This window comes from Gordonia sesuvii, from assembly GCF_036350415.1.
Classification (GTDB): Bacteria; Actinomycetota; Actinomycetes; order Mycobacteriales; family Mycobacteriaceae; genus Gordonia; species Gordonia sesuvii.
In genome coordinates, this window is record NZ_JAZDUF010000007.1 from 224,785 (window position 1) to 250,184 (window position 25,400).

Sequence of the window (25,400 nt, forward strand, 5' to 3'; positions counted from 1 at the left end):
TTGACCCGACATCCGGAGCAGGGCAACCTTCTTCTCCGGGTCGGATGTCGTGAAAGGCGGACCAACACATGAGTCGACGGATCGTCCGTGCACTGTCGGTCGCTGACGGCGTCGAGGACGGCCGGTGAGTCTCGTCGCCGGCCGGGGCCCGCTGAGCCCGGAGCCCGCCGGGTGGTATTCGAGCCCGGTGCCGCCCGGTGTCGTGTTCGTCGAGCCGCATCCGCGACGCATCCAGGCGGTGCGCGCCGGCCAGGTCGTCCTCGACACCGAGCGAGCGTTGATGGTGCATCGCCCGTACCAATTCCTGAGCTACGTGTTCCCCGCCGACGAGGTCGGAGACCTGCCCGGCGAGCCGGAACCAGAGGCGCCGGGCCATGTACATGTGCCGTGGGACGCGGTCGACGAGTGGTACGAGGAAGGCCGCAAACTCGTCTACTATCCGCCGAACCCCTACCACCGGGTCGATTGCCGTCCGACCAGTCGACGCCTGCGCGTCGAGGTCGCCGGCACGACGCTGGTGGACACCACGGACACCGTGATCGTCTTCGAGACAGCGCTGGAACCGGTGCTCTACGTCGCGCCGTCGCATGTTCGCACCGATCTGCTACGCCGTGGTGAGCTGACGACGTACTGCAACTACAAGGGCGCATCCACCTATTGGACGGCGGTCATCGGTGACATCGTCGTGGAGAACGTCGCCTGGAGCTATCCGGACGCGCTACCCGAGAGCGCGGTCATCAGTGGGTATTTCGCCTTCGACCCGGCCAAGGCCGATGTGATCGCGGAACTGCCGACGCCGGGTGGCGTGGCCGATCGTGGCGGCGACTCCTAGCGACGTCAGAGGCGGGCGCGCGACTCGACCGCGCTGTCGGCCGGGCGTAGCGGGCGGATGAGTCCCTCCTGGACGAAAGACGCCAGCAGTGCACCGCCCTCGGTGTGCACGGTTCCGCGCACATAGGACATACCGGCACCGACCTGGGTGCTCTCGTGGGAGTAGAGGATCCATCCGTCCCATCCGACCGGCTCGTGAAAGCCGACCGTGATGGTCATCGGGGCGGTGGACACCGTGAGATGGGCCTGACTGGTGCCGATCCCCTTGTGGGCACGCATCGTTGTCGAGATCCCGAGGTGACCGGTGAAATGCGCCAACAGCGCCTTGGCCAGGTCGTCGCGGTCCGGGACCGGTTCGTAGCGCAGCCACGCGTACAACTCCGGCGGCCCCACCTCGTCCGGGCTGTTGACCTCCGTGACATCGACGAGGCGCACGTCGCGGCCGGGCAAGAGCATCCGGGAGGCATGGGCGTCGGACGGCGAGACAACCGCCGGACGTGGTACATGATGGGTGATCAGGTCGCCCGTCGGGACGTCGGCCATCACGGTGACGGTGACGCACCGCTTGGCGTTCTGTGTCGCCGTGACCACAGCGGTCGCGACGGAACGTCCCTCGTGCACCACGTCGAGGTCGAACTCGACCGGCGGGCCGACCGTGACGGCCCGCGCGAACACGGCGTGCGCCGATCTGACCGACTTGTCGGCGAACCGCTTGGCGACCGCCACGATCGCCTGGGCGAGCACCTGCGAGCCCTCCACCACGACACGACCTTCTTCGCCCTCGATTCCGGTCTCGCCGGTGAATTGGTCGGTCCCGGTGCGCGTGACGTCGAACAGATCGAGCAGAACGTCGAGCGACCAGGCGGTCTCGTCGGTGTTCGTGGGCATGACCGATCATTCCCCGTTCGTGTCGGAATTCGCTGCGCCGAACGCTACGCCATCAGCCTCTGCGGCCATGACCGGTTCGCACGCCCACGACCGCGGAGTCGCGTCACGCCGGCTCGCGCATCACACCGATGTGCCGAACCGTTCCCGAGATCCCGGGCAACTCCTTGGCGGGCGACCAGGTGCGCATTCCGTCCGTGCTGTCGGAGTACACATATCTCCCTGCCCGATAGACGTCGAGATACATCCGCCACGCGCCGCTCGGAAGCTGAACCACCACCGGACCCTCGACGAACGTGCCCCAATTGCCCGTCGGGACATATCGATACGGCCCGAGATGCGACGACGCGACCGCGTGGTCGATGTTCTTCTTCGACATCGTCTCGTTCTTGGTGAAGGCATGGAAGGTCGATCCGACCCTGACCACGGTGGTGTCGATGTGGTCGGCGCCGATGCCGACGATCGGAACCGGTGGACTCCACAGGCGGAAATCCGGGGTGATCGCCGTCATCAGGTACGGGACGAAACCTCCGCCGGTCGACATCGACAAGATGATGTGGACCTGGCCGCCGTCGACGAACCACTCCGGCGCCCACGCCTTGGTCGTGAACGGCGACAGTGACGGCCCGTCGCTCGACCCGGCCGAGCCCGATGATCCGGGTCCGCTCGACGATCCGAACCCTCTGCCGTCACCGGTGCCCGGCAGTAACGCACAGCAGAACGGAACCGGATATTGGTGCAGGAACGTCCAGTTCACGCGGTCACGACTGCGGGCGAAGCCGATATTCGCTCCGTCGGCCGTCGTGTAGGTGATGTAGTAGAACCCGTCGGAGCTGCGGAAGATGCTCGCGTCGCGCACACGACCCGTCGGGGGTCGATACGCGGACCTCTTGACGAGTCGGAACGTGGTGCCGTCGCGCGACTCGTACACGTCCATGTCCCGGTCGCTGGCGTTGCTGAACGCGACCATCGTGTACCGCCAGGCCGATGGGGCGGCGTGACTCAGCCCGGGTGCCGACACGAGCACTCCCGCGACAGCCAGAACGACGGAGACGATCAGACAAGCGCTTCTCGTGGAGAGCTTCACCGCTGCAGTATCGACGACGAGTGCTACACGATGCAGAACTTTGGCGGACTGGGTCGCGAAACGTCAACTCGCCGTCAGTTCCTGAGCAAGCATCACGATGATCCCGCTGGGTCCGCGGACATAGGTGAGCTTGTAGATGTCTTGATACGTGCCGACGCCGCGAAGCGGATGACATCCGTGCCTCGCGGCGATGTCGAGGGCAGCATCGATGTCGTCGACCGAGAATGCGACTCGGTGCATCCCGATCTCGTTGGGCCGGGTCGGCGCCGTTTCGATGGCTTCGGGGTTGATGTACTCGAACAGCTCCAGGCGGCCATTGCCGTCGGGCGTCTGGAGCATCGCGATGTCGGCGTGATTGCCGTCGAGTCCGACTGCCGTATCGGTCCATTCGCCGCTGACCGTGTCGCGTCCGAGGAGTGTGAGGCCGAGGTCGACGAAGAACGCGATCGCCGCCTCGAGGTCCTCGACGGCGATCCCGACGTTCTCGAGTTTGATGGGCATGGTTCTACGCTAATGTCCCGGGGTTCAACCGGTGAGACGCAACGAGAAACGGCACCGCAACGCTTGTGTCCACGGCGATCGTTGACGCACGCTCACCGTCTACTGGAATCGATCAACGCGAACATGACATCGTCGGTCACCGTTGTGTCAGACTCGGCGACCAGATGCCAATCGGGTCCCCTTCGCCAGGCGTGCGGTACGCCCAGCCGGAGTCACCAGCAGTCCCGCGCCGTACAGCGAGATGTCCACGGTGGAGCCCGGCGTGATCCCCAACTGTTCCCGAAGTGCTTTCGGCAAGAGCAAGCGCCCGCCCGAATCGATCGTGGCCTCCATGGGAACAGGCTAGTGTGCCGCGCCGGAAATTCGTTTCATGAGTTCGGTGGTCCAGGTGGATGCATCGCGAGGCGGCGGAGGAGCAGGTACTGGATGTACCTGCGACGACGCCAACGAAGCGAGGCGCCGCCTGGACGTCGAAATCATCAACGAATTTCCGGTGCGGGGCACTAGCTACCAGCGGAATCCCATTACCAGCGGGGTCGATGGATCCTTGCGGCCATCGGCTCCTTCGTCGTTGCCACCAGACGTTGCCGCCGGCACCAACAGCTCCCGATTCGATTGGGCCCCAACACCGTAGACGTCATGGCGAGGGTGCGACGTATTCGCACTGCAAGTCGGACACCCTCGCAATGTGCTCGAAGTCATGGTCCGCGGCAAGTACCGTCGCATCGTTCACGATGGCGTAGCCGGCAATGAGGATGTCGAGCGAGCCCGCTGCGCGGACCAACCCGGCATTCCATAGTGCTGCCTGGATGTCGAGCACGAGCGATTCGTCAGGCGCGTGCTCAAGCGGAAATCCGAGGGACATCTGTTCGCGGTAGCGCAGGTGCTCGGCGCGTGTCCGGGCGCTGTGGCAGAACTCGAGCGCCTGGGGCGGACACGTGACGAACAGGTCAGCCGGCGCTCGTTGAATGCGGTGCAGCCTCGCAGTAACGCCCGGGTCCCCGGTTGCCAGCCTTGCCCAGACCGAGTTATCGACCAGGTAGTCGGTCACGCAGACTCGATATCACTCGGTGAGGCCACGGGCGCGCCGAGCTCGCTTTCAAGGTCGGTCAGCCCTGCGATTCCCTCGATCATCGCAGCCTTCTGTTTCGAGGCGATGAGCCTGCGCAACGCGAGGTCGAGCACGGCCCGGTTCGACCTCTCACCTGTGAGGGCTCGGGCACGCTCGATCAGCCGCGGATCCAAATCAACACTGGTGATTGCCATGGCTCCCCCTCGAATCGACTATATATCCGACTATATAGTTATACTCCTCAACGAACCACCACCCATCGCTGGAGACAAGCGCTTCAGCCTTCTCCGCTCGTGACTGCGTAGCTGCGTTGTATGCCGGCAGTGGCGCGGCCCCACTCACTCTCCGCCACTAGTGTCCCGCACCGGCTGCTGATGGAATGCGAACGCCTCGTCGTCGATGAATCGTTCGTCAACCTGCCAGATCAGCAGATCGTCGGTCCGGACGACATCGAAGGACAAGCATCCCGGCTCAGCTCGCGTCAGTTCGATGTGTCGCGCCCGTAGCCGCCCAACGATATCGGCCTCCTCGGTGTTCGCGCAGACGAGCAGACCCGTGAGAACGACCCCGCCCGTCATGCGGACTGCCGGGGCGTGATTGCCTCGATCTGGTCGGCTGCGGCCCCTGAGGTCGTCGAGCGACTCTGCCGATCCCACCTGACGAAGGTTGGCAGCGCGACCCGCTGAATCCGCGGATCGAGCGAGCGAGCGCGTTCACGACGCCACAGGCGTTCGGTGTCCTTGTTGCCGAACGACCGGATCACGCGATCAGAAAATACCGCGATGCGTTAATGACGCTAGACGTTGAACCGGAACTCGACCACGTCCCCGTCTGCCATGACGTAGTCCTTGCCCTCCATGCGGACCTTGCCGGCCGCCTTGGCGGCAGCCATGGAGCCGTTGGCGTCGAGGTCGTCGAAGGACACGATCTCGGCCTTGATGAAGCCCTTCTCGAAGTCGGTGTGGATCACGCCTGCGGCCTTCGGTGCGGTGTCGCCGCGGTGGATGGTCCAGGCGCGCGATTCTTTGGGGCCGGCGGTGAGGTAGGTCTGCAGCCCCAGCGTGTGGAAACCGGCGCGGGCCAGCGACCGCAGGCCCGGCTCGTCCTGACCGATGGAGTCGAGCAGTTCCTGCGCGTCGTCCTCGTCGAGTTCGAGGAGTTCGCTTTCCACCTTCGCATCGAGGAACACCGCGTCGGCAGGCGCGACTGCATCGCGGAGCTCCTGCTTGCGGGCATCGTCGGTGAGGACAGATTCGTCGGCGTTGAACACGTACAGGAACGGCTTGGCGGTCATCAGGTGCAGGTCCCGCACAGCAGCCAGGTCAAACGAATCCTTCTGGGAGAAAAGGGTTTTCCCACCGTTGAGGATCTCCTGGGCCTGCTGCGCGGCGGCGACCGTCTCGGCGAGGTCCTTGTTCTTGCGCGCGTCCTTCTCCATCCGCGGCAGCGCCTTCTCGATGGTCTGCAGGTCGGCGAGGATCAGCTCGGTCTCGATGATCTCGATGTCGGACGTCGGGTCGACCCGACCGTCGACGTGCACGACGTCATCGTCGGCGAAGACACGCACGACCTGACAGATCGCGTCGGCCTCGCGGATGTTGGCGAGGAACTGGTTGCCCATCCCCTCCCCCTCGGACGCGCCCTTCACGATGCCGGCGATGTCGACGAAGGACACCGTCGCGGGCAGGATGCGCTCGCTGGAGTGGATCTCGGCCAGCCGGTTCAACCGCGGATCGGGTAGCTCCACCACGCCGACGTTGGGTTCGATGGTCGCGAAGGGATAGTTGGCCGCGAGCACGTCGTTGCGGGTCAACGCATTGAACAGGGTCGACTTGCCGACGTTGGGAAGACCGACGATTCCGAGGGTGAGACTCACGGGCATCCAGTCTATCGGCCGATGAACCGTGGACGTCGTCGGCATCGTGCCCGCGAGGGTTCTGTCGGTGAATTTCCGGGTTCTGTCGGCGAGATTCCGGGTTCTGTCGGCGGGATTCCGGGTTCTGTCGGCGGGATTCCGGGTTCTGTCGGCGGGATTCCGGGTTCTGTCGGCGAATTTCCGGGTTCCGTCGGCGGGATTCTGGGTTCTGTCGGCGCTACTTCTCGTTCGACGTCCCCGGGTCGTCGGCGGGTTCGGGTGCGTCGTCGTCGGGCTCCGCGTCGGGCACGCCAACGTGCGCGGTCACCGGCGTGCTGTGCGGCGGGAGAGTCTCGCCGGCCCGTTCCGCGATCTGCTCGTTGAGGTAGCGCAACACGACCGCGAGCGCGGCGGCGGCGGGGACGGCGAGGAACGCCCCGGTGATGCCGAACAGGGTGCCGCCCAGCGTGACCGACAGCAACACGATGACCGCGTGCAGATCCATCGACTTGGACTGCAGCCACGGCTGCAGCACGTTGCCCTCGAGTTGCTGCACCGCCAGGATGATGCCGAGCACGATCAGGGCAGTGGTGAATCCGTTGGACACCAACGCGATCAACACGGCGAGGGCACCCGCGACGAATGCTCCGACGATCGGGATGAACCCGCCCAGGAACGTGATAACGATCAGCACCGCCGCCAACGGCACCCCCAGGATGAAGAGGCCCGCACCGATGAGCGCGGCGTCGACGAAACTGACGATCGCCTGGGTGCGGATGAATCCGCCGAGGGTGTTCCACATCCGCAGCAACACCTCACCGATGTGGGTGCCGGACGGCCGGCCGATGGTGCGGTCGATCCACGGGAGGAGTTTGGGTCCGTCCTTGAGGAAGAAGAACACCAGGATGAGCGTGGTGAACAGGGTGACCAGCATCGACGTCGCGGTGCCGACACCGCTGAACACCCCTGCGGCGATGGTGGATGCGCTCGACTGCAGGCGTTGGGTGACGGTGTCGACGATGTTGTTGAGCTGTTCGTCCTGCACGTTGAGCGGCGGGCCCTGAATCCAGTCCTGCAGAGTGCGCACACCGTCGGTCGCCCGCGATGCGAACTCGGGGGCCTGGTCGACTATGGACGGGACGATCAGACTGACCACGCCGGCGAGAACACCGAGGCCCAACAGCATCATCAGCAGTGACGCGAGCGCACCGGGGAGACCACGGTTGCGGAGCCACCGCGCCGGGGGCCAGAGCACCGTCGCGATGATGATCGCGAAGAGGATCGGCAGCAGGATCACCCACAGCTTGCCGAGCACCCAGAGGAGCACCCAGAACGCGGCGACGACCAGCACGAACTGCAGGCTGACGATCGACGTGGACCGGAGACCGGCGAGAACGACCTGTACGCGGGTGGGATAGGACTCGGACCGCGCGTCCTCGTCGGAGATCGCCGTGGCGGCAGGGTCGGCTGAACCCGATTGTTCTGTCACGACCAAATCGTCACACACTCATCGGGCCCACCATGTGAACCGACGGTGACGAATATTCGCCGCGTCGGCGATCGCCGACTCAGTGTCGCTTGAGCTTGCGCTCCAGATACTTCACCAGCTCGTTGATCGCCTCGAGCTCGATCACCAACGGCGATGGCGGCGGGACGATTTGTGGATCACGTGACGGACCCGGGGGGCCACCCCTGAACGCGGGGTCGATGGGGGCCGGATCGGCACCACAAGCGACCGGTGTGTTCCGTGCCGCTGTGTTCCGTGCCGCCGCGTTCCGTACCGGGTTCTCGTCGGCCAGGTCGGACCCGACCGCAGGGGTACGGGTCGCCTCCTCGGCGCAGGCACGCTCGATCGTGTCGGGCCCGTACAGGCCCATCATGATCTCGAGGCCCCACGCAGGCAGTTCGGACAGTGTCGGTTCGTGGCCCCGTCGTCGTTGACGGCCACCGAACGGTGCGCTCATGGGACACATCGTGCCAGTGATTGTTACCTACGTCACTCAATTGACCGATAATCTCGACGCCGATCGCCATGTCCGATTCCCGCCAGGTTTCCGCCGCGGAGAGTGCGAGAGTGGACGGGTGACAACGTCCGCCGTAGCCAGGACCCTCGACTTCGACAGCTGTTACCGCGCCGTGTCGTCCCGCGACGCCCGGTTCGACGGCCAGTTCTTCGTCGCCGTCCGCACCACCGGGATCTACTGCCGGCCGTCATGCCCTGCGCAGACTCCCCGGCCGCAGAACGTGCACTTCGTCCTCACCGCCGCGGCCGCACAACAACAGGGTTTCCGGGCCTGCCGGCGTTGCGCACCCGACGCGGTGCCCGGGTCGCCGCGGTGGAACTGCGGCGCCGACATGTCGTCGCGGGCGATGCGCATGATCGCCGACGGGGCGGTGGAGCGCATGGGGGTGGACGGCCTCGCCGACCATCTCGGCTACACCGCACGCCACCTCAACCGGGTGTTGACGGCGGAACTCGGCGCCGGACCACTCGCCCTCGCGCGGGCTCACCGCGCCGGGACGGCACGGGTCCTGATCCAGCGCACCACGATGTCGATGGCCGACATCGCCTTTGCGTCCGGCTTCCAGAGTGTGCGTCAGTTCAACGACACGATCCGCGACATCTTCGGTCTCACCCCGTCACGGCTGCGAGCCCTCGGCTCCCCCGTTCGCGATGCGGTACCGGCTGCGCTCGGTGAGGTCACTCTCCGGCTCGCCCATCGTTCGCCTCTTCATCTCGGGTGGTTGCGCTGGTTCCTCACCGCGCACGCGGTGGACGGCGTGGAGGCCGTCGAGTCGACCGACGCCCGTGGCGGGTGGCGGCATCGGCAAGCGGTCGAGTTGCCGCACGGGCCCGCGTTGGTGACGGTCGAGCCGTCGGCGTCGCGGGTCGACGTTCGGATCGCCCATCTGGACATGCGCGATCTGGGTGTCGCCGTCAACCGCGTGCGGCGTCTGCTCGATCTGGACGCCGATCCGGTCAGCACCGACTCGGCGCTCGCCGCCGACCCCGCGTTGGCCGCGCTCGTGCACGCCGCGCCAGGCCTGCGTGTCCCGGGCACGATGAGTCCCGCCCAGACATTGATCGCCACGATGGTCGGCCAGCAGATCAGCGTGAAGGCCGCCCGCCACCATCTCGCCCGGCTGACCGACGAGCTCGGCGGACGCGCGCAGTGGGACCCACCCACGGACGACGTGGTCGGCGCGACGCCGGCGGACGGGTGGCGATTGTTCCCGTCGCCGGAGGCGATCGCCGAACACGGCCACCGGGTCCTGCGCGGACCGCGCCGCCGTGTCGACGCCATCGTCTCCGCGGCCTCTGCCGTGGCCTCAGGTCACATCGACCTGCACCCGGGTCGCTCCTCCGACGACCTGCGCTCGGAACTGCTCGCGTTGCCGGGTGTCGGGCCGTGGACCGCCGACTATGTGTCGATGCGGGTGACCGGCGACCCCGACATCATGCTCGAGCACGATCTCGTCGTCCGGGGCGCCGCGGCCGACCTGGGGCTGGACCTCGCGTCGGCGCAGGCCGCCTGGTCACCGTGGCGTTCGTACGCGTCGATGCACCTGTGGCGGCACCGCCTGTCGGTGTCCGAGCCGATACTGGGTGACCAGACGACAGCACCGTCCCACGCGGACCACGACCGGTCGACGAAGACGCATTTCACGAGGGCTCCGACACCGTGATCGCCATCCACGCGATCGAACCCACCTCGCCGGACACACACCGGCGAGCCCTCGGAAGGAACACCATGACGTCCATGACCGTCTCCACCCCGCAGGCTTCCACCCCCGAGGCCACCGGTCCTGCGGTCAGCACGGCCCGATGGGCTTCCGTATCCACCCCGGACGGCACCTTCACGGTGCTCGCCGACGCTGCCGACCGGGTCCTCGCATCCGGATGGACCGACGATCCGGACTATCTGACCGCCCTCATCCATCGGTCACTCCGCCCGAAGGCCACACAACGCGCGGACAGCCTCGGCGCGATCACCGACGCGGTCGCCGCGTACTACGCGGGCGATGTCGCGGCCCTCGACGTGGTCGAGGTCCACCAGGAGTCCGGGCCGTTCCTCCGCAAGGCCTGGCCCGTGCTGCGCACGATCGCCCCCGGGGAGCCGGTGACCTATGCACGTCTCGCCGAGCTCTCGGGCACACCCACCGCGATACGCGGGGCCGCGGCCGCCTGTTCCCGAAACGCCGCCGCTCTGTTCGTACCGTGTCATCGGGTGCTGCGCAGCGACGGATCGCTCGGCGGGTTCCGCTACGGGCTGCCGATCAAGCAGGCCCTGCTCGAACGTGAGGGGTACACACTCGCCTGATCCGCGGGGGCGGCAATCTGTCGTACCCGTCGGACACGATGGCGGCCATGGATTTCTCCGTCATCGTGGCCGTACTCGCCGGTCTGCTCGCCGGACTCGTCATCGGATGGTTGGCACAGGCGTCACGCTCCACTGCGGCACTGGCAGCTACCCGCGCCGAACTGGAGTCCGTCCGGGCATCTCACGATCTGGCGGCGCGTTCGTTGTCCTCGGCATCCGAGGATGCGGCGCGTCGCCAGTCGTCCGCGATCGGGTCACAGGTCGCGCACATCGTCGATCCCCTGCGGGGCCTGCTGGCACAGCTGTCGGACGAATTGCGGCGCACCGAGCATCACCGGATCAGCGCCTACGCCGGGCTCAGCGAACAGGTCCGGGGCATGCACGCCGCCTCGGCACAGCTCACCGATCAGACCCGGCAGCTCGCCAACGCGCTGCACACACCCCAGATCCGCGGACGGTGGGGTGAGCTCCAGCTCGAACGCGTCGTCGAACTCGCGGGCATGTCGCGTCACTGCGACTTCACCACCCAGGTGACCGCCGACGGTTCCGCCGGAGCGGTCCGCCCGGACATGGTGGTCCATCTCGCCGGCGGCCGCGACATCGTCGTCGATGCGAAGGTGCCGCTGCATGCCTACCTCCAGGCGATCGAGGCCGACAGTCCCCAGGCCTCGGCACACCTGCACACCGAACACGCCCGCGCCGTGCGCGCCCACATCGTGCAGCTGTCCTCCAAGGCGTACTGGTCGGCGTTCGAGAACACCCCGGAGATGGTCGTGCTGTTCGTCCCGAGCGATCCGGTCCTCGAGGCGGCGGTTCGCGCGGATCCCGATCTGATCGAGTTCGGGTTCACCAAGAACGTGGTGCTCACGACGCCCGCAACCCTTGTCGCGCTGCTCCGGACCGTGGCGCTCGGCTGGCGACACGATGCGATGGCCCGCGACGCCGCCGCGATCCACCAGCTCGGCACCGAACTCCATCACCGGCTCGGCGGGGTGCTCGGTCACCTCGATCGGCTCGGCGGCTCCCTGCGTCGAGCGGTGGAATCGTTCAATTCGACGATCGGTGCCGTGGATGCCCGAGTCGGCGTCACAGCGCGCAAACTCGCCGAGCTCGACGCATTGCAGGGTGAGCCGCACCACGCGGCGACCGAGCCCATCGACATCACCGTTCGCAGCGCCGGGGGCATCCGGACCAGCGACGACGCGAGCGGCGACGACCAATGGGCAACATCACGCGGTGGTTAGCGGAATTCACGAGCCCAACCGGTACCGTCTAGATGTGCCTTCTGCCCAACAGCGTTCAGCGGTGCCGCTGGATCAGCAATCCGTGCTGCCCACGGTCCGCGGTGTCCCCTGGTGGGGTGCGGTGTTGGTGGCAACCGTGGTCACCGGCATCGGTGCGGCGATCGACGCGAGCAACACCGAGGGCCTCGGCGCGGTGTTCAAGTTCTGCTACCTCCTCGGATGTGTGACCGCCGCGCTGGCGGTCCGCCGGCGCGCCCTGTTCACCGCGGCCGCGCAGCCACCCTTGATCGCCTTCCTCGTCGGAGTGATCACCCTGTACGGGCTCAACGCCGAGCAGGCGTCGTCCGGCGTCAGAGGTCTGATCTTCCAGGTCCTCCTGCCGATCGCGAACGACTTTCCGTGGATGGCGTTGACGTTCGTGGTCACCCTGGGGCTCGTCCTCGCGCGGTGGTTCCTGACCCGCGAACCGACCACCGGAGATCGCCGGCGCGTCGGTGGACCGAAGCGTCCCACCGCCCCCACCGAGGGCTCCACACCGCGGAACAGGGCGAAGCCGAAGAAGAACGAGGCCGCGAAGTCCGCGACGAGTCCTGCCGCAACCGCGAAGGGCGCGACCGCCAAGGGCCCGTCGGCGAAAAGGTCGGCAACGGTGAAGGGCGAGCCCGCCAAGCGGGAATCGGCGAACAGAGAAGCAACACCGGGGGCTGCGACGTCGCGGACGGCCACACCCGAACGCAAGAGTCGACCGGCGCCGAAGAACGCCGACCGACCGTCGAAACCGACAGCCAAGGATCCGGCGCGTCGCGCGCCGACGAATGGCGCACCCGAAGGTTTGTCCACTGAATCCCCTGCCCCCGCGAAGCCGAACCGGGCGGTTCCCCGACCGCGGCCGGAGGCCCCGGCGGGTGCGCAGCGTTCGACCGCGGGCGCGGTGTTCCGAGCGGGCGCCGGTGAGCAGATCGATGCGATCGACGGGCGCGGCGGTCAGGTGGCCGCTCCGGCATCGACGATCGTGGGGTCGGCCGATGACGACCGCTATGTGCCGGCCGCCCGCCAGGCGGCGCCGGCCCGGTACCAATCGACCCGCGGGCGCAACCGGGCCTGACCCGGATCACCACCCCACCCCGGGCGGAACCAGGCGCCACGGGCCGTTTTTGAGTGCGTCAGCGCTCCCCCGCCGCGGCGACACACGCCCGTGCGGCCCGCCCGAGCGCCGTCCCGTAGGACGGCCCGTGACCGGCGGCATGCACTGCCAGCGGATGGAGCTGATGCAGCGGGATGCGCTGACGCCACCCCGACCGCAGCGGGTGCTGCGCCTCGTAGCCGGCAATCACCGCGTCGAGGTGCGGACAGCCGAACAGATCGAGCATCGCCAGATCGGTCTCACGGTGCCCACCGTGCGCGGCCGGGTCGATCAGGACGACGCCGTCCGGCGTCCACAGCACGTTCCCACTCCACAGGTCGCCGTGGATCCGGGCGGGCGGTTCCCCGTCGTCGAAGGTCCCGGCGGCGATCACCGCACATGCGCGACGGGTGAACTCGGCGTCGTCGGCGCCGAGGAATCCGGCGTCGATCGCCGGGGCGAGGTACGGCTCCACCCGCTCTGCTGCGTAGAACTCGCCCCACGTGGAGTGGGTCCGCGAGCTCAGCCGCCGGTTCCCGATGTACTGCTTGCCGTCGTACCCGTCGGGTGCGCTCCCGAAGCGTGCGGCACCCGAATCGTGCATCCGGGCCAGCGCCATGCCGAACTCACGAGCGGAATCCACGCCGGGCCGCGCGGACGCGAGCCGCTGCAGTTCGATGAAGTCGTCGCCGACGTCGAGGACCTCGACGACGGGGCCACCGCCGTCACGCAACCATCGCAGTCCGGCCTCCTCCGCACGGAAGAAGTCCGGGTCGACGTCGGCGCGGTGTTTGGTGTGGGTGGCCGCCATCAGGGCGTCACGTCGGTGCCGTCGGGGCTCTCACTTCGCCGACGGGCGGATTCCTTGGTGATGGTGGCGAGGCGATCGAACCGGTCGTTGGCGACCCGCATGACCACTTCGTACGGCAGCGCGAACTTGCGCGCCCACCAGTAGCCGAAGCGGACGTCGAAGGACGTGTAGACCAAGAACCTGTTGCGGCGAACGCCCGCCAGGATCGCCGCCGCCGCCTTCTCCGGGCTCACCGCGATCGTGTGGAAGTGCGCGACCTGCGCCTTGACGCGCGGATCGTCGCGGTCGACGCCGACGATGTCGACCGAGTCCACCAGTGGTGTGTCGACCCCGCCCGGGCACACCAGGGAGACACCGATGCCGTGGCGTCGCAGGTCGAACCGCAGTACCTCCGAGACCCCCCGCACCCCGAACTTGCTCGCGCTGTAGGCCGCGTGCCAGGGAAAGGCGAGCAGACCTGCCGCCGACGACACGTTGACGAGGTGTCCGCCCGTCCCGCGACGGACCATCTGCGGCACGAAACACTCGATCACGTGGATCGGGCCCATCAGGTTGACGTCGACCATCGTGCGCCAGTGCCGGTGTTCGAGGTTTTCGACGGTGCCCCACGCGGACACCCCGGCGATGTTCATCACGACGTCCATGACGCCGACCTCGGCGTCGACCTGGCGGGCGAATCCGCGCACCCATTCGTAGTCGGAGATGTCACCGGCCTGGTGATACACCACCTCGCCGCCGGACCGGTTGATCGCGGCCACGACGTCGTCGAGCGCGTCGGAGTGCAGATCGGTCAGCACCAGCTGCGCCCCCTCGCGGGCGGCCGCCTCCGCCGTCGCCCGGCCGATCCCGCTGGCAGCGCCGGTGATCAGGACCGTCCGGCCACCGAACGTGGGCACCGGTGTCTTCATCAGGATCAGGTCCTTGAGCCCCATGGCCCCACCATAGTTGCCGAGTGGTCGATCCGGCTCCGACGTGCCCGAGGGTCAGCCGATCGGCAGTTCCCCGCCGAACAGTCCATAGACGACGGTCAGCATCGCCTTGAGAACCTGTGCCGAGACGTCCTGACCTTCACCGAGGAGCAGTTCGGCGATCTCGGCCGGGTCCTCGGTGGTGAGCAGCTTCTGGACGAACGGGATCACGATTGCCAGTCCCTGGTCGGCGCCGTTCTCCGTGCTGGGAGGCGTGGTCGCTGCCGGGTCGTTGCTGTTCGGGGCAGCACTGTTCGGGGCAGCACTGTCCGGGGCGGGGCTGTTCGGGGCCGCACCCTCGGGAGCGGGCGCCGCAGGTTCAGCGGCTGGTGCCGCCCCGCCGCGGACGTGGTTCAGAATCCCGTCGGTGATGGCCATCGCGTACTTGAGCTGCCCGTCCTTGCCCGAGAGCGCCGCCGCGTCCTGCGGGTTCGACAGATTGCCCATCTCGATGAAGACAGCCGGAACCGTGGTGAGGTTGACGGCCGCGATGTCCGATCGCGTCTGGATACCGTCCTTGACACCCGCATAGTTCGCCGGTGCGAAGCCGGCCTTGACGAAGGCGTCACGCATGGTCTCCGACGCCTTTCGCCCGTCCCCGGCCTGGACCCGGTCGGCGGCGGCATCCGGGATGGGCAGCGCGGGCACGATCATGTGGAAGCCCTTTTTCCCCTCATCCGCGCCCCGGGTGGTCGAGTCCGCGTGCAGGCTGACCGCGACTGCCGCACCCGATCGGCTCGCCGCCGCGGCCCGCTGGTCCACGCAGCCACCCCAGCCCGTGTCGTCGGGTCGGCTGAGCACCACACGTGCCCCCTGGCTCTCGAGGCCGGCCTTGACCAGCTGCGCGATGTCCCAGTTGACGGTGTGTTCCTTCGCGCCGGTGACGGCCGTGGCGCCGCTGGTCTGGCAGTCCTTCTTCCCGCCGCGACCATCGGGAACCTGAGCGTTCAGGTCGTGACCGGCCGCACTGCCCTGGTGGCCGGGGTCGAGGAAGATCGTCTTGCCCGCCGCGGCGTTGCCGGGGGGCGCCGGAGCCGGCGCCGCGGTCGCCTCACCGGCCGACAGCGCGGTGAGCGAGCCGACGGTGAGCGCGACGGCGGATATCGCCGCAACCGCGCCGCGGCGCCGACGGAACCGGGCGTCCCGACGACGCTTCGTGGTGGACGTGATTCCTGGGATCGTCATGCGTTGCTGGGTCATCACACATCGGGTGCCGGACGACCTCGTTCGGTCGCCGCCACCACTCTCCTTCCGAGACGCAACACTGGCCACATCAGTCACATTTGTAACAAGTGAAACAGTCAGCTGTCGAAATGGAAAATTCGCGACCAGGCCTGATGGAAACCGTTAGTGAGCTGTGACCAGGTGACGCGTGATACTCAAGATCCCGTGCTCGTCGGGCTGATCGTCCCCGGGAGCGGCGCCGACGACGATGGCGTCGAGACGGCGGCGGACGTCGTCACGGTCCATCCCCGCCCCGATGACGACGACGCTCGATGAGCGCTCCTCGCCTCCCCATCCACGCCGTTCCACCCGGACGAACCCACCGACCGCGTGGACCACGAACTTCTGCCGGTGCCCCGGCACGTCGAACGCGACCACGCCCTTGATCCGATAGCACCCGGTCGGCGGCCGTTCGAGGAATTCCGCGAGCCGGCGAGGATTCAGCGGGCGTGCCGAGGTGAACTCGACCGAGCCGAACTCGTCGTGCAGGTGCGGATAGCGGTGCCCCCCGTCACCGTGCCCACCGTCACCGTGACCGACGCACTGGTCGGTATCCGCCTCGAGAAGTTCATCGAGCGTGAGTTGCCGACTGCGAGCGGCGTTGTCGACGGTCCGGGGCCGCGGGTCGAACAGCATCGCCGCCTCCACGACGCCGTCGGCGGTCACCACCGTCGGTGCGGTGTCGTTGACACGGTGCACGTCGTCGCACACCGCCGACAACTCGTCGTCGGCGACCAGGTCCGCCTTGTTCACGACCACCAGGTCCGCGATCTCCATGTGACGGTCGATCTCCGGATGGCGTCGTCGGACCTCGGTGTTCGTGGCGGCGTCGACGACGTAGACGAGTCCCCCGTAGCGCATCCGCGGGTCGTCCATCCCGGTGATCATCCGGATCAGAGCTCGCGGTTCGGCGATACCGCTCGCCTCGATCACGATCGCGTCGATAGCGGACTTCGGCCGTAGCAATCGCGCCAGCGCACTCTCGACACCGTCCGCGTCGACACTGCAGCACATGCAGCCGTTGGACAGACTGACCGTGTCGTCGCCCTGACCCGCGATCAGCATCGCGTCGATGTTGATCGAGCCGAAATCGTTGACCAGCACCCCGATTCGCGTGCCGTCGGCGGTCCGGAGCAGATGATTCAGGAGGGTCGTCTTGCCGGACCCGAGGAAACCGGCGACCACGATGACCGGGATGGTCGGACGGCTCACGACGCCGAGCGCTGCGGATCGGCGTCGTCGGCGACCTCTCGTTGGCAATCGGCGCACAGCACGGCGAGGTCCCGCCCGAGCGAATCCGGATAGTTCGCGACCGCCTTCGTCGGTGACCCACATCGGGTGCACGTCCCGATGACGGCGGCATGGTCGGAGAAGTCGACGGTCATCCGGTTGTCGAAGACGTACAACGACCCCTGCCACAGCCCGTCGTCGCCGAACTCCTCTCCGTACCGCACGATCCCGCCGTCGAGCTGATACACCTCACGGAACCCTCGCGATCGCATCAACCCGCTGAGCACCTCGCACCGCACGCCGCCGGTGCAGTAGGTGACGACGGGCCGGTCCTTGAGGTGATCGAAGCGTCCGCTGTCGAGCAGGGGAACGAAGTCGCGAGTGGTCTGCGCGTCGGTGACGATCGCACCCGAGAACCGGCCCACTTCCGCCTCGATGTGATTGCGGCCGTCGAAGAACACGACATCGTCGCCGCGTTCGGCGATCAGATCGTGCACCTCCCTCGGCGTCAGGTGGGTGCCGCCCCCGACGACGCCGTCGGCGTCGACACGGACCTCGTCGGGCACACCGAAGGTGACGATCTCGGGTCGCACCCGAACACTGAGACGGGGGAAGTCGTCACCGGTTCCGTCGGACCACTTGATGTCGGCATCGGAAAAGGCCGGATAGGACCGGGTGGCCCTGACGTACCGTTTGACCTGTCTGATGTCGCCACCGACGGTGCTGTTGATGCCGTGTGGTGACACGATGATCCTGCCGCGCAGTCCGTGCTGTTCACACAGTGCCTGCTGCCAGAGGCGGATGGCCTCCGGGTCGGCGAGTGGGGTGAACACATAGAACAACACGATCTTGGGGGTCGACACAGTGCAAGGGTACGGACACCTGGGCCGCCGCCCGGAGCGCCTGTGGTCGGTCGCGGCCGGGGTCATCGCGGTCGCGGCGCTCATCACCGTGGTCGCGGGGTGTTCGTTGTCCGCAGACCCCCAACCATCACAGATCGTGCTGCCACCCACCGACGTCCTGTCCACCGAAACGGAAATCGAGACCAGCATCTCGACCACGACCGAGGAGTCGATCGAGGACACCGCCGATGCACCGTTGCCGGATTGGACGATCGGTCGGGTGATCGCGCTCGCGCCCCGCGTCGACAATTCGAGGTATCACCAGGGCTCGACCACACCGGAATCGGCATTGATCGAGACCTCCGACTTTCACTTCTCGCCGCCGGATCGCGCCGTGAACTGTTCTGCCGACGGCCGGACCCTGGCGTGCCGCCTCAACACACAAAGGTCGGGACCGACGCCGTCGAACGTGCCACGAGGGTGCGAGTGGAAGGGAAATCTCGTGACCCTCGACACGCAAGGCACAGAAGACGGGGTCTGTTCCGAACAGTTTCCCGTTCTTTACCGCAGCACAATCGTCGACTTCGGCCACACAATCTCTATTGCACGGTTTTCCTGCCTGGTGGAAACGGCCGGCCTCTACTGCCTCGAGTCACGTTCCGACGCCGGATTCGCAGTCACCCCAAGGGGTTACCGCGAGATCAATTCTTCCGACCGGGCACCGCGCGAGCTCCTCGGACTCGCCGCGTCGACCTCTGTTCCGCCCGGCACCGGTACGGACGTACCGCAACCGCCGACAACGACGGTCGCGCCCACCAACTGATGTGGTGACGACTACCACTCGCCGAATTCTTTGCATACCCGGACGAATGGTGAGTCTCTCAGGAACAATTCATTTTCTGACCGGTAGTATGTGCTCCGACGAGAATACGAAAAAATGCCGGATGGCACAGCTCAGGTGCGCCGACCCCGCACCAATTCACGCGAGAACAGATTGTCACGACGAGGAAAGACGGAGTTCACTATGGCGAAGAAGGAAATCGTTCAGGTCATCGACGACATCGACGGAAAGGTTCTCGAAGACTACGAGACCGTTCGGTGGTCCCTCGACGGAAAGACCTACGAGTTCGACACATCCGCAAAGCACGCCGCACAGTTTCGGGATTCGCTGGCGAAATACATCTCCGTTTCCCGCGTCACCTCCACGTCCCGTGCCGCGAAACGCGCCACCCCGGTGCCGGCCGGTCGCAGCAAGGAACAGACAAAGGCGATTCGCGAGTGGGCGAACAAGAACGGCTACGAGGTCAGCGATCGTGGCCGGATTCCGCTGAACGTCATCGAGGCGTTCGAAGCCGCGCACTAGGCGCACCACGCGCACTGGGCCTCACTCGATTGCAGGTCGGAGAACGACATGGCGACGTTTCTGCTGATTCCCGGGGCGGGCGGCAGCGCGTGGTACTGGCATCGCGTCGTTCCCGAACTGCGCTCTCGGGGACATCGCGCCGTGGCAGTCGAGTTGCCGGCAGGCGATCCCGCCGCGGATCTCCATTCCTACGCCCGAACCTGCGTGGACGCGTATCGCAACGCGTGCGCAGGTTCCCCATCCGGGGGCACGACCGTCGTCGTCGGACAATCGCTCGGTGGTTTCACCGTCCCCCTGGTGGCCGAACAGATCGACTCCGATCGCATCGTCCTCGTGAACGCGATGCTCCCGCTGCCGCACGAAACACCCGGCCATTGGTTCGAGAATTCGGGTGCAGGCGAGGCGCGGGCGGAGATGGCCGTCCGGGACGGCAGAGACGTCGGCGCCGGCATCGACCCGATGAACGACTTCTTCCATGACGTGCCCGACGACGTCGTCGCGGACGCCATGGCGCAGGGCGAACCCGACCAGGCGGGCGAGGTCATGGGTTCGGTGTGCACGTTCGACGAGTGGCCCGCCCCGGTCACCGTCGTCGGCGGAGCCGAGGATCGCTTCTTCCCCATCGATTTCCAGCGTCGTCAGGCCCGGGAACGGCTCGGCGCCGACATCACCGTCCTGCCCGGCGGGCACCTGATCGCCTTGAGCCGACCGGTCGAGTTGGCCGACGTTCTCCTCGCGGTCGCCGGGGACAGCGACTGAGGCTATGGCGCACCGGCGCGCTTGATCTTGACCGACGTCATCGCCGACACGGACCCGGAGACCACCACCACTGCACCACCGGGACGGCGCGGCGGACCGGCCTTGTCCTTGATGGTCGACCACCCGGATGCCTTGAGATTCGAGGTGTGCACCTCGTCGTCGGCGCGGATGCGGAGCTTGACCGTGGCGGTGGAGACCTGCAGGTGCACGTCGACCGACGGTCCGGGGAAGACGGCGTCGGTGAAGTCCAGATCGACCGTGCCCATCCACCCGGTGACCAGCACGCTGCGCGGGACCTGCCACACCCCCTTCCGCCGTACCGTGCTCCAGTCCGCGTCCCACTCGACCGGGCCGGCAGCCGAGCCGTCGATCTGCGCCGGCGGCCCGGACGGCTCCACCGGGAACAGCAGGCTGGCGTTCGGCAGGTCGGCCAGGGTCGCGCGGAGCTCACCACGGGTGCGGCCCTGCAGAATTCGGTCGGATCGTTGTTCGAACTCGACGATCTCGAGATAACCGGACGAAAACGCGTCGTTCAGCAGGGAAATGGCCCGCTCACGTTCCGGGTGTCCGACACGCACCGCGTCGTCGGGATTGCTCTCGACCATGCCAGCCACCCTATCGGCGGGCCGATGTCGGTGGGCATCGCCGCCGAGAATGCTATTCTCTCAAAATGCATGCACTATTTCCGCCGTCGGTTGAGCGGCGATGAGCACCACGACGCCGGCCACCGCCGACGAGGTGAAGACAGCGGTGACGGAGACGAACACCTTCACCTCCGATTTCGGGCTCGTGTCCCTGCAGCCATCCGCCGAACGATCCTTCATCCGCGCCGACCTCACGGACCCACTCCGATCCCATGCCGGGACGGCCCCCGTCGGCATGCTGGTGACCGTGCTCGATTTCGTGGCATCGGATCCGGCACTCGTCGCCGCGGCACCGGATTGGACGGCCACCCAGGATCTCGCGCTCCACATGGTCGAGCCGATCACCGAGGGCCCGATCGTCATGGACAGCAGGCTGACGCGGGTGGGAAAGAAGGTCGTGGTCGTATCCGTCGACGTCTACGACGCACACGGGCGCAGCGACCTGCGAGACATCGCGGCGGAGATCGATGCAGGACCTGACCGACCCGACGGCCCCACCCTCGCCGCACGTGGGTTGGTGACGTTCGCCCGCATTCCCCGCTCCGCGGCTTTCGGAGCGGACGCGTACACGCCGGATCAGTGGATCGGCCAAGTTCGCAAGCGCGCGGTCGTACCCATCGCCGACCCCATCCACGCTCGCCTCGGCATCCGTGAGGTGGAACCGGCGTCCGGAGTCCTCGAGCTCGATCGAACGCCGTTCGTGGCCAACCAGATCGGCACGATCATGGGTGGTGCGCAGGCACTGCTGATCGAGTGCGCCGCGCAGGCGATGCGACCGGACCTGCTGCCGATCGACATGCAGATGCATTTCCTGGCGCAGGTCCGGGTCGGACCTGCGCGAACATATGGCACGGTGGTCCGGGACGGCACCGACCACAGCGTGGTGAGCATCCGCATGGTCGACGCCGGTGCCGACGACATGACACTCACCCTGGCGACGGTGACGCTTGCCCGTACCGGTTACCGACACTGACGACACGCCACCTCCGGCGTATCCGGATCACCAGGCGCGCAGCCGCTCCGGTGTGACACGGACGAGAACGGAGTATGACCGTGCGAAATCCTCGGGCGTCATGTCGATGGAGACGAAGCCCTGCGCGTACTTGGTGGTGAAGGCGGCCCATTCCTCGTCGGTGGGACCAGCGTCGTCGACCCGCGCCTGCCCGGTGAACACCGCGACGTCCCCGCCGTGGTCGTCCGCGTTGAGGTTGAGCGCCACGGCGGGCTCGGCGTCGATGTGGCGTAGCTTGGCGGTGCCGGGCTGACTGAACAGCAGGAAACTGTCGTCGAACCACAGGAACCAGACCGGAGTCGGCACCGGCCCGTGCCGGGCGTTCACCGTGCTGAGCCAGATGATGTCCTCTGCTGCCAGCCGATCGGAAACCCGGGGCGGCAGGTCAAGTGCGGCCATGTCCTGCAGAACGCATCCGCGCGACGCGGCATTCCGGATTCGGCGGGACACCACGAAAGGATTCCGCGACGGGCCTCTGGCGATGAATTCGATCACTGCCCACGGTCTGCCTCCATGAGAAGTCCCTCACCAAGGAGTTGAGCCATGTCCGTCACCTACACGTTCGACGTTTTCAGCAGCCTCGACGGCTTCGGCGCAGCGGGCGGCGACTGGACCGGGTACTGGGGCAAACAGGGTCCACAGTTGCTCGAACACCGACTGTCCCTGTACGACGTCGAACAACGAATGGTGTTCGGAGCCAATACGTACCGTGTCTTCGTCGACTTTCTGTCCGATGGGTTGACGGAACTGAGCGACCCCTGGGTGCAACGGATGCTGCACCTTCCGGCGACGGTCGTGTCGAACACCCTCGACGACCCACTCGACTGGCCGGACGCGACACTCGAGCGTGGTGACGCGATCGACGTGGTGGCACGCCTCAAGAAGGAGTCGCCGGTACCGTTGCGGTCGCATGGCAGCCTGTCGATGAATCGGGCCCTGATGGCGGCCGGTCTCGTCGACCGTGTTCAGGTGACGCTGTATCCGGTCATCACCGGGAAATCGGGGCTCGAACCGATTTTCGCGGGCGCCGAGGACTTCGATCTCGAACTCACCGAGACGCGGACACTCGACGGCGGGATTCAAGAACTCGTGTACCGACCGCACCTGCATGGATGACCGACGACCGGTGCGACCGGCCAGGCTCAGGGACGCGGCACCGAGAACTGGGTGCGCATGGCGAGATCCCACACCCGGTCGGGAGTGATCCTGCGTTGCGTGATGGCGAGTTTCGCCGAAGCGGTGACCGTGTAGCGCGGCCGCGGTTTGTCGGCGGTGACGGCTTTGCGGATGGTGGCGGCCACGTCGTCGGGGTCACCACCGAGAACCTTGGCGACCGGGCCGCGGTAGATGGAATCCATCGTGTCTGCGACGGCGTTGTTGAAGTGCCCGTACGGGCCGCCGTCGTCGAGGCCCGACATCGATGACGTCGCCGCGCTCGCGAACTCGGTGGTGATCAGCCCCGGCTCGATCAGGATCACCTGCACGCCGAAGCCCTGTACCTCGAATCTCATCGCGTCCGAGATCGCTTCCACCGCATACTTCGTCGCGTGATAGATGCCGCCGCCGGGGAAGGTGAGTTTGCCGCCCATGGAGCCGATGTTGACGATGCGTCCCCGCCCGGCCTTACGCATTCCGGGAAGGACCAGCTGACTCATGCGGACCAGTCCGAACACGTTCGTCTCGAACTGCCGTCGGATGTCGTCGAGCGACACCGATTCCACGGCACCGGATTGCGAATACCCGGCGTTGTTGACCAGCGCGCCCACTGCACCATGCTCGGCCTCGACCGCGGCCACTGCCGCGCTCATCGACGCCTCGTCGGTGACGTCGAGCGCCAACGTTCGACATCCGGCTTCGGCGAGTTCCTGGAGCGTCTCGGGCTTTCGGGCAGTCGCGTACACGGTATGACCATGGCGGACCAGGTCGGCGGCAGCGGCCGCACCTATCCCACTCGAGCATCCGGTGATCAGAACCGCGTCGCCGGCGTCATCCGGGCTCCCTTCCGTCGCGCCCATGCTAACGCGATCGGATGATCCACACGACCAGCCGACGACCCTCAGCGTCGGCTCAGCGCCGGCCTGGGTCATCAGCCGAGAACGAGCATCATGGCCAGGCGTGCTTCGACAACCGCGCAACCCCATGCCCGAGATTATTCCGTGGTTTCGACGATGGCCCGGCGACCTGGGTGACTACCCTTGACCCATGATCACCGCACTTCACACGTTGATCTACTGCGACGACCCAGACGCCACCCGCACCTTCTTCCGGGACGTCCTCGGCTTGCCGTCGGTCGACACCGGTGGCGGATGGCTGATCTTCAAGACCGGACCCAGCGAGTTGGGCGCGCATCCCAGTTCGTGGGAGTACCAGGGGACCTCGGGCGGCACCGATCAACGCTTCGACGTGTCGTTCATGTGCGACGACCTCACGGCGACGATGGACGAACTCTCGGCGAAGGGCGCCGAGTTCTCCGGCCCGCCGACCGAGGAGCCGTGGGGTGTCACCGTGGGGGTGAAGGTTCCGGGCGCAGGCGAGATCACGATCTACGAGCCGAAATACGATCCGCCGGCTCTGAGCTGAGCGATATCCCCGTAGACACCTTGACCCGCCGATTCGCATCGGCTCAGATGTACGCATGAGCGACGAGCTGTTCGAACACGAGACCAAGACCGAGCTGAGCCGGGAAGAGGCCGCGCAGCGGCTCCGTGACCTCGCCGACGCGATTGCGCGTCACAACGAGGTGTCCTACGTGGAGAACAACAAGACAGTGCGCGTGGACATCCCGCCGAAGGTCCAACTGAAGATCGAGTTCGAACGTGGTGAGGAATCCGAGATCGAGGTCGAGATCTCCTGGTAGCTCCGTCGTTACCGACGTCCCGCGACACCTGGGGACAAGCCGCATTCAACCGGGGTACGTCAGTCGGGATCAGTCGGTCGGTATCGCACGGCGACCACCCCCGACCGCAACTCCGTGCGCTCCACGAGCTCCAGCTGGATCTGCTCCCGCAGACCGGCGAGCAATGTCGGTCCGCGTCCGGCGAGCACCGGCTGCACGAGGAACTCGTATTCGTCGATCAGTCCCAGATCGGCCAACGCGCGAGGGAGTGACACACCACCGACCCACAGGCTCTCGCCCGGCTGCTGCTTGAGCTGCGCGATCGCGTCCCCCACGTCCCCGTGCACCAGCTCGGCGTTCCAGTCGACCTCGCTCAGCGTGCTGGACACGACATACTTTTTCGCCCGGTCGATGGCCTCGGCGAACGGAACCTCCCACTCACTCATCCAGTCAGGCCACGTGCCCGAGGCCGGTTTCCGCCAGGCCGATTCCATCATCTCGTAGGTGACTCGGCCGAACACCAAAGCGTCGGCCCGTTCCATTTCGGCGGTCCAATACCGCATCGACTCCTCGTCCGGTGGGAGACCGGCCTCGTGATGGCAGCAGCCGTCGAGGGTGACGTTGATCGAATACCGAAGTGTTCTCATCCCATTGCTCCCTGGGCGCGCAGTGTGTTCCGGTCCATCTGGTCACGATCGGTCGGCCCGGAGGCGTTGGGCCGCCGTGTGCGATCACGGGCGCGAGTACTCGTGACCATACTCGGACGCATCACGCGCGATGGCGCGATTCGA

General features: G+C 66.7%; 31 protein-coding genes. 12 read left to right on the forward strand and 19 right to left on the reverse strand.

What is annotated here, in order from left to right:
- Positions 1–124 precede the first annotated feature (124 nt).
- Complete coding sequence (locus VZC37_RS21030; protein ID WP_330435394.1) at positions 125–832, forward strand: DUF427 domain-containing protein; 708 nt, start codon at positions 125–127, stop codon at positions 830–832.
- Positions 833–837: 5 nt separating this feature from the next.
- On the opposite strand, the gene VZC37_RS21035 is transcribed toward VZC37_RS21030, so the two are convergent.
- The 10 genes from VZC37_RS21035 to VZC37_RS21080 form a co-directional block, all read right to left on the reverse strand.
- Positions 838–1,719, reverse strand: a complete 882-nt coding sequence (locus tag VZC37_RS21035; RefSeq protein ID WP_330435395.1) for an acyl-CoA thioesterase — start codon at positions 1,717–1,719, stop codon at positions 838–840.
- Between the two features lie 103 nt (positions 1,720–1,822).
- Positions 1,823–2,803, reverse strand: a complete 981-nt coding sequence (locus VZC37_RS21040) for a glycoside hydrolase family protein (RefSeq protein WP_330435397.1) — start codon at positions 2,801–2,803, stop codon at positions 1,823–1,825.
- A 63-nt stretch (positions 2,804–2,866) separates the two neighbouring features.
- The gene (locus VZC37_RS21045) at positions 2,867–3,304 is read right to left on the reverse strand and encodes a VOC family protein (RefSeq protein WP_330435400.1); all 438 of its coding nucleotides are present in this window, start codon (positions 3,302–3,304) and stop codon (positions 2,867–2,869) included.
- 147 nt (positions 3,305–3,451) lie between these two features.
- Complete coding sequence (locus VZC37_RS21050; protein ID WP_330435403.1) at positions 3,452–3,637, reverse strand: AbrB/MazE/SpoVT family DNA-binding domain-containing protein; 186 nt, start codon at positions 3,635–3,637, stop codon at positions 3,452–3,454.
- A gap of 304 nt (positions 3,638–3,941) precedes the next feature.
- Complete coding sequence (locus VZC37_RS21055; protein ID WP_330435405.1) at positions 3,942–4,355, reverse strand: PIN domain-containing protein; 414 nt, start codon at positions 4,353–4,355, stop codon at positions 3,942–3,944.
- A complete protein-coding gene (locus tag VZC37_RS21060) occupies positions 4,352–4,570 on the reverse strand; it encodes a type II toxin-antitoxin system VapB family antitoxin (protein WP_330435407.1) in 219 nt (72 codons plus the stop codon). The genes VZC37_RS21055 and VZC37_RS21060 overlap by 4 nt, the downstream gene beginning before the upstream one ends.
- Before the next feature lie 144 nt (positions 4,571–4,714).
- Positions 4,715–4,954, reverse strand: coding sequence for a putative quinol monooxygenase (locus VZC37_RS21065; protein ID WP_330435408.1), 240 nt, complete (start codon positions 4,952–4,954; stop codon positions 4,715–4,717).
- A gap of 218 nt (positions 4,955–5,172) precedes the next feature.
- Positions 5,173–6,252: a redox-regulated ATPase YchF gene (gene ychF / locus VZC37_RS21070; RefSeq protein ID WP_330435409.1), complete on the reverse strand. Its 1,080-nt coding sequence runs from the start codon at positions 6,250–6,252 to the stop codon at positions 5,173–5,175.
- A gap of 217 nt (positions 6,253–6,469) precedes the next feature.
- A complete protein-coding gene (locus VZC37_RS21075; RefSeq protein WP_330435567.1) occupies positions 6,470–7,678 on the reverse strand; it encodes an AI-2E family transporter in 1,209 nt (402 codons plus the stop codon).
- 121 nt (positions 7,679–7,799) lie between these two features.
- Positions 7,800–8,195, reverse strand: a complete 396-nt coding sequence (locus VZC37_RS21080; protein WP_330435412.1) for a hypothetical protein — start codon at positions 8,193–8,195, stop codon at positions 7,800–7,802.
- A 118-nt stretch (positions 8,196–8,313) separates the two neighbouring features.
- Here VZC37_RS21080 and VZC37_RS21085 point away from each other — a divergent pair, with 118 nt between their 5' ends.
- From VZC37_RS21085 to VZC37_RS21100, 4 genes are all read left to right on the forward strand, one after another.
- Positions 8,314–9,918: a DNA-3-methyladenine glycosylase 2 family protein gene (locus tag VZC37_RS21085; RefSeq protein WP_330435414.1), complete on the forward strand. Its 1,605-nt coding sequence runs from the start codon at positions 8,314–8,316 to the stop codon at positions 9,916–9,918.
- A gap of 74 nt (positions 9,919–9,992) precedes the next feature.
- Positions 9,993–10,553 carry a methylated-DNA--[protein]-cysteine S-methyltransferase gene (locus VZC37_RS21090; RefSeq protein WP_330435416.1) on the forward strand — a complete coding sequence of 187 codons (561 nt, stop codon included), beginning with the start codon at positions 9,993–9,995 and terminating at the stop codon, positions 10,551–10,553.
- 38 nt (positions 10,554–10,591) lie between these two features.
- Entirely contained in the window at positions 10,592–11,797 is a 1,206-nt protein-coding gene (locus VZC37_RS21095; RefSeq protein ID WP_330435417.1) for a DNA recombination protein RmuC, read from the forward strand.
- Between the two features lie 34 nt (positions 11,798–11,831).
- Positions 11,832–12,902: a DUF6542 domain-containing protein gene (locus VZC37_RS21100; RefSeq protein ID WP_330435419.1), complete on the forward strand. Its 1,071-nt coding sequence runs from the start codon at positions 11,832–11,834 to the stop codon at positions 12,900–12,902.
- A gap of 58 nt (positions 12,903–12,960) precedes the next feature.
- Here VZC37_RS21100 and VZC37_RS21105 read toward each other — a convergent pair whose 3' ends face one another.
- From VZC37_RS21105 to trhO, 5 genes are all read right to left on the reverse strand, one after another.
- A complete protein-coding gene (locus tag VZC37_RS21105; protein ID WP_330435421.1) occupies positions 12,961–13,731 on the reverse strand; it encodes a fructosamine kinase family protein in 771 nt (256 codons plus the stop codon).
- Entirely contained in the window at positions 13,731–14,663 is a 933-nt protein-coding gene (locus VZC37_RS21110; RefSeq protein ID WP_330435423.1) for an SDR family oxidoreductase, read from the reverse strand. Before VZC37_RS21110 ends, VZC37_RS21105 begins: the two co-directional genes overlap by 1 nt.
- 51 nt (positions 14,664–14,714) lie before the next feature.
- Positions 14,715–15,884 carry an N-acetylmuramoyl-L-alanine amidase gene (locus VZC37_RS21115; protein ID WP_330435425.1) on the reverse strand — a complete coding sequence of 390 codons (1,170 nt, stop codon included), beginning with the start codon at positions 15,882–15,884 and terminating at the stop codon, positions 14,715–14,717.
- A 162-nt stretch (positions 15,885–16,046) separates the two neighbouring features.
- On the reverse strand, positions 16,047–17,135 hold the full coding sequence (locus VZC37_RS21120; RefSeq protein ID WP_330435427.1) for a CobW family GTP-binding protein: 1,089 nt from the start codon (positions 17,133–17,135) through the stop codon (positions 16,047–16,049).
- Positions 17,132–18,016, reverse strand: a complete 885-nt coding sequence (trhO, locus tag VZC37_RS21125) for an oxygen-dependent tRNA uridine(34) hydroxylase TrhO (protein ID WP_330435429.1) — start codon at positions 18,014–18,016, stop codon at positions 17,132–17,134. The genes VZC37_RS21120 and trhO overlap by 4 nt, the downstream gene beginning before the upstream one ends.
- Between trhO and VZC37_RS21130 the strand changes: the two genes are divergently transcribed.
- The 3 genes from VZC37_RS21130 (at position 18,003) to VZC37_RS21140 (ending at position 20,117) form a co-directional block, all read left to right on the forward strand.
- A complete protein-coding gene (locus tag VZC37_RS21130; protein ID WP_330435431.1) occupies positions 18,003–18,818 on the forward strand; it encodes a hypothetical protein in 816 nt (271 codons plus the stop codon). The genes trhO and VZC37_RS21130 overlap by 14 nt on opposite strands.
- A gap of 201 nt (positions 18,819–19,019) precedes the next feature.
- Entirely contained in the window at positions 19,020–19,358 is a 339-nt protein-coding gene (locus VZC37_RS21135; protein WP_330435432.1) for a histone-like nucleoid-structuring protein Lsr2, read from the forward strand.
- Positions 19,359–19,406: 48 nt separating this feature from the next.
- A complete protein-coding gene (locus VZC37_RS21140; RefSeq protein WP_330435434.1) occupies positions 19,407–20,117 on the forward strand; it encodes an alpha/beta fold hydrolase in 711 nt (236 codons plus the stop codon).
- Between the two features lie 2 nt (positions 20,118–20,119).
- Here VZC37_RS21140 and VZC37_RS21145 read toward each other — a convergent pair whose 3' ends face one another.
- Positions 20,120–20,722: a DUF1707 SHOCT-like domain-containing protein gene (locus VZC37_RS21145; protein WP_330435435.1), complete on the reverse strand. Its 603-nt coding sequence runs from the start codon at positions 20,720–20,722 to the stop codon at positions 20,120–20,122.
- Positions 20,723–20,822: 100 nt separating this feature from the next.
- Here VZC37_RS21145 and VZC37_RS21150 point away from each other — a divergent pair, with 100 nt between their 5' ends.
- Positions 20,823–21,734 carry a PaaI family thioesterase gene (locus tag VZC37_RS21150; RefSeq protein WP_330435437.1) on the forward strand — a complete coding sequence of 304 codons (912 nt, stop codon included), beginning with the start codon at positions 20,823–20,825 and terminating at the stop codon, positions 21,732–21,734.
- A gap of 27 nt (positions 21,735–21,761) precedes the next feature.
- On the opposite strand, the gene VZC37_RS21155 is transcribed toward VZC37_RS21150, so the two are convergent.
- Positions 21,762–22,223, reverse strand: coding sequence for a TIGR03667 family PPOX class F420-dependent oxidoreductase (locus VZC37_RS21155; protein ID WP_330435439.1), 462 nt, complete (start codon positions 22,221–22,223; stop codon positions 21,762–21,764).
- A 93-nt stretch (positions 22,224–22,316) separates the two neighbouring features.
- Here VZC37_RS21155 and VZC37_RS21160 point away from each other — a divergent pair, with 93 nt between their 5' ends.
- Positions 22,317–22,889 carry a dihydrofolate reductase family protein gene (locus VZC37_RS21160; RefSeq protein ID WP_330435441.1) on the forward strand — a complete coding sequence of 191 codons (573 nt, stop codon included), beginning with the start codon at positions 22,317–22,319 and terminating at the stop codon, positions 22,887–22,889.
- Between the two features lie 26 nt (positions 22,890–22,915).
- Here the strand turns inward: VZC37_RS21160 and VZC37_RS21165 are convergent, their stop codons facing one another.
- Positions 22,916–23,788: an oxidoreductase gene (locus tag VZC37_RS21165; RefSeq protein ID WP_330435443.1), complete on the reverse strand. Its 873-nt coding sequence runs from the start codon at positions 23,786–23,788 to the stop codon at positions 22,916–22,918.
- Between the two features lie 187 nt (positions 23,789–23,975).
- Here VZC37_RS21165 and VZC37_RS21170 point away from each other — a divergent pair, with 187 nt between their 5' ends.
- Complete coding sequence (locus tag VZC37_RS21170; RefSeq protein ID WP_330435444.1) at positions 23,976–24,353, forward strand: VOC family protein; 378 nt, start codon at positions 23,976–23,978, stop codon at positions 24,351–24,353.
- 55 nt (positions 24,354–24,408) lie between these two features.
- On the forward strand, positions 24,409–24,630 hold the full coding sequence (locus VZC37_RS21175; protein WP_330435446.1) for an amphi-Trp domain-containing protein: 222 nt from the start codon (positions 24,409–24,411) through the stop codon (positions 24,628–24,630).
- Positions 24,631–24,689: 59 nt separating this feature from the next.
- Here the strand turns inward: VZC37_RS21175 and VZC37_RS21180 are convergent, their stop codons facing one another.
- Positions 24,690–25,256: a dihydrofolate reductase family protein gene (locus tag VZC37_RS21180; protein ID WP_330435447.1), complete on the reverse strand. Its 567-nt coding sequence runs from the start codon at positions 25,254–25,256 to the stop codon at positions 24,690–24,692.
- Positions 25,257–25,400 lie beyond the last annotated feature (144 nt).

Bases quoted from the DNA above. Each gene is read 5' to 3' on its own strand.
- VZC37_RS21035 (WP_330435395.1), bottom strand. From the start codon at position 1,719: ATGCCCACGAACACCGACGAGACCGCCTGGTCGCTCGACGTTCTGCTC.
- VZC37_RS21045 (WP_330435400.1), bottom strand. From the start codon at position 3,304: ATGCCCATCAAACTCGAGAACGTCGGGATCGCCGTCGAGGACCTCGAG.
- VZC37_RS21050 (WP_330435403.1), bottom strand. From the start codon at position 3,637: ATGGAGGCCACGATCGATTCGGGCGGGCGCTTGCTCTTGCCGAAAGCA.
- VZC37_RS21060 (WP_330435407.1), bottom strand. From the start codon at position 4,570: ATGGCAATCACCAGTGTTGATTTGGATCCGCGGCTGATCGAGCGTGCC.
- VZC37_RS21065 (WP_330435408.1), bottom strand. From the start codon at position 4,954: ATGACGGGCGGGGTCGTTCTCACGGGTCTGCTCGTCTGCGCGAACACC.
- VZC37_RS21080 (WP_330435412.1), bottom strand. From the start codon at position 8,195: ATGAGCGCACCGTTCGGTGGCCGTCAACGACGACGGGGCCACGAACCG.
- VZC37_RS21090 (WP_330435416.1), top strand. From the start codon at position 9,993: ATGACCGTCTCCACCCCGCAGGCTTCCACCCCCGAGGCCACCGGTCCT.
- VZC37_RS21095 (WP_330435417.1), top strand. From the start codon at position 10,592: ATGGCGGCCATGGATTTCTCCGTCATCGTGGCCGTACTCGCCGGTCTG.
- VZC37_RS21105 (WP_330435421.1), bottom strand. From the start codon at position 13,731: ATGGCGGCCACCCACACCAAACACCGCGCCGACGTCGACCCGGACTTC.
- VZC37_RS21110 (WP_330435423.1), bottom strand. From the start codon at position 14,663: ATGGGGCTCAAGGACCTGATCCTGATGAAGACACCGGTGCCCACGTTC.
- VZC37_RS21115 (WP_330435425.1), bottom strand. From the start codon at position 15,884: ATGACGATCCCAGGAATCACGTCCACCACGAAGCGTCGTCGGGACGCC.
- VZC37_RS21135 (WP_330435432.1), top strand. From the start codon at position 19,020: ATGGCGAAGAAGGAAATCGTTCAGGTCATCGACGACATCGACGGAAAG.
- VZC37_RS21140 (WP_330435434.1), top strand. From the start codon at position 19,407: ATGGCGACGTTTCTGCTGATTCCCGGGGCGGGCGGCAGCGCGTGGTAC.
- VZC37_RS21145 (WP_330435435.1), bottom strand. From the start codon at position 20,722: ATGGTCGAGAGCAATCCCGACGACGCGGTGCGTGTCGGACACCCGGAA.
- VZC37_RS21150 (WP_330435437.1), top strand. From the start codon at position 20,823: ATGAGCACCACGACGCCGGCCACCGCCGACGAGGTGAAGACAGCGGTG.
- VZC37_RS21160 (WP_330435441.1), top strand. From the start codon at position 22,317: ATGTCCGTCACCTACACGTTCGACGTTTTCAGCAGCCTCGACGGCTTC.
- VZC37_RS21165 (WP_330435443.1), bottom strand. From the start codon at position 23,788: ATGGGCGCGACGGAAGGGAGCCCGGATGACGCCGGCGACGCGGTTCTG.
- VZC37_RS21170 (WP_330435444.1), top strand. From the start codon at position 23,976: ATGATCACCGCACTTCACACGTTGATCTACTGCGACGACCCAGACGCC.
- VZC37_RS21175 (WP_330435446.1), top strand. From the start codon at position 24,409: ATGAGCGACGAGCTGTTCGAACACGAGACCAAGACCGAGCTGAGCCGG.
- VZC37_RS21180 (WP_330435447.1), bottom strand. From the start codon at position 25,256: ATGAGAACACTTCGGTATTCGATCAACGTCACCCTCGACGGCTGCTGC.